The 1,656-nt window shown below is 33.1% G+C and carries 1 protein-coding gene; it reads right to left on the bottom strand.

Annotated elements, in window-relative coordinates:
• Positions 1-365: 365 nt before the first annotated feature.
• On the bottom strand, positions 366-1,656 hold a 1,291-nt coding region (locus ACFILW_RS09635; protein ID WP_375685703.1), incomplete at its 5' end, for a type ISP restriction/modification enzyme.

Here is a 1,656-nt window from a genome sequence, read left to right as displayed (position 1 = left end):
CAATAAAGCTATCATTTTAGATTACGGTATAATCTTTTAAAGGCAATGTAAAAAAATCTAATTCTATTTAAGAGTGGATTTCTTAAAAGTCTTAAAGCAATCCAAATAAGAGTATCTAAAAATGCAAATGGTTTCTTTTTAGAATAACGCATGATAAATTATTCCTTTTAAGATTATAGGTAATCAACTCACAAGATGATACGTTTAAAGAATTTACAAAAGTCCATTAAAGAGATCTTGATAACGTAATTATTTCCTATCTTAGTTTATCTCATAACAGATGATAAAATAGACTGTTATTTAAACTAATACATAAGCGGATTTAATAAGATTGGCATGCCCATTATGTGAGCATGCTTTATAAGTTATTCAGTTTCTCTAATCTCTAGTTTTGGTAGGTTCTTAACGATTTTCATTGTCTCTAAACTTATGGTAATAACCCTCTGAAATAACTCTAGAGGGTAGGCAGGGTTGCCAACGGTTTCAACAGCATAGCGATTGGCATCATTGACAATACCACTCTTTTTATCAGTCTTAACGCATTGACGCCCCATAACCCATTCAAGAGCAGGCTTGCCATTGACGATATACTCATAAGCTTCAAGAGGGATATCTGTTATGGTAATATTGCTATTGTAAATAACAGTCGATTTATCCTTTTCCTTACTATTCTTAATTTTTGCGAATTTCATTTCAGTCACATAATAGAATTTTTCGAGATTAGAGATTTCTGTCTGTTTTGGATTACCCTTTTTAAAGATCACGGGATAAGGCTCTACATCTTCATAATTCACGTGCAAATGACCTAGTTCACGTCCTGCTGTTACAAATTTCCAAAAGTCATCAGCACTCTTTACACACGGGATACGAGGCAATTCTTTAGAGAGGTTATCAGCATAACGGGCACGATAATCTTCCGAATGAAGTATACCGTAAACATAATAGAATAGATCATCCTTAGTGATTTTTTCATTAGGATAAGCTGCTTTAAAATGTGCTAATCCTTCATCAGTTATGGCATCATGCCTCTGTAAACCAACAGTTTTGTTTTCCTCTATAGAGTCTGTAAATAAAAGGGTTTGTTTCTCACTTTTACTTTTTGAAACCGTAGCATCTTCATAGATATATCTTGGAAAGCATTGACTATTCTCCATCACTTGAAATTCAGGCACATTCTTAGTCATAATAACAGAAAAATCTTTCTTTGCTCCCGTACCTGTAATTTGTATTACTCTATTTTCAACCGCTTGCCCCATTGGAAATATACATGGAATTTGGGCAACCATTTCATTAAAGGCACGATTGTAATAGAGCCATTGTTGTGTAAAAGGACGATATAGGCTTTGAATAAGGCATGTATCTTCAAATTCAAAAATCTTTCCTTTAGTTAAATGTTTCTTAAGATTAATACTCCAACTAATTTTGCTTTCATCGGCATTAACAAAATTATCTACAGTTTTAGTACGTGTTTTACCGTTATCATGTGTATAAACACCATTAAAACGCTCCACTTCACTATTGTAGAAAGTAATCATATTACTCATATTCTTCGCGAGAGTTTCATTGCTTGCATTGTATGCCCAAGCATCACGATTGGTTTTTAGACCACAAGAATAAATCTCAAACAGTTTTTTACTATGAGGTTTCTTATCACCT

The organism is Bartonella sp. TT110JLCBS (assembly GCF_042193405.1).
Classification (GTDB): Bacteria; Pseudomonadota; Alphaproteobacteria; order Rhizobiales; family Rhizobiaceae; genus Bartonella.
The sequence above is the reverse complement of the archived record's forward strand: the minus strand, read 5'-3'. Positions and strand labels throughout refer to the sequence as shown.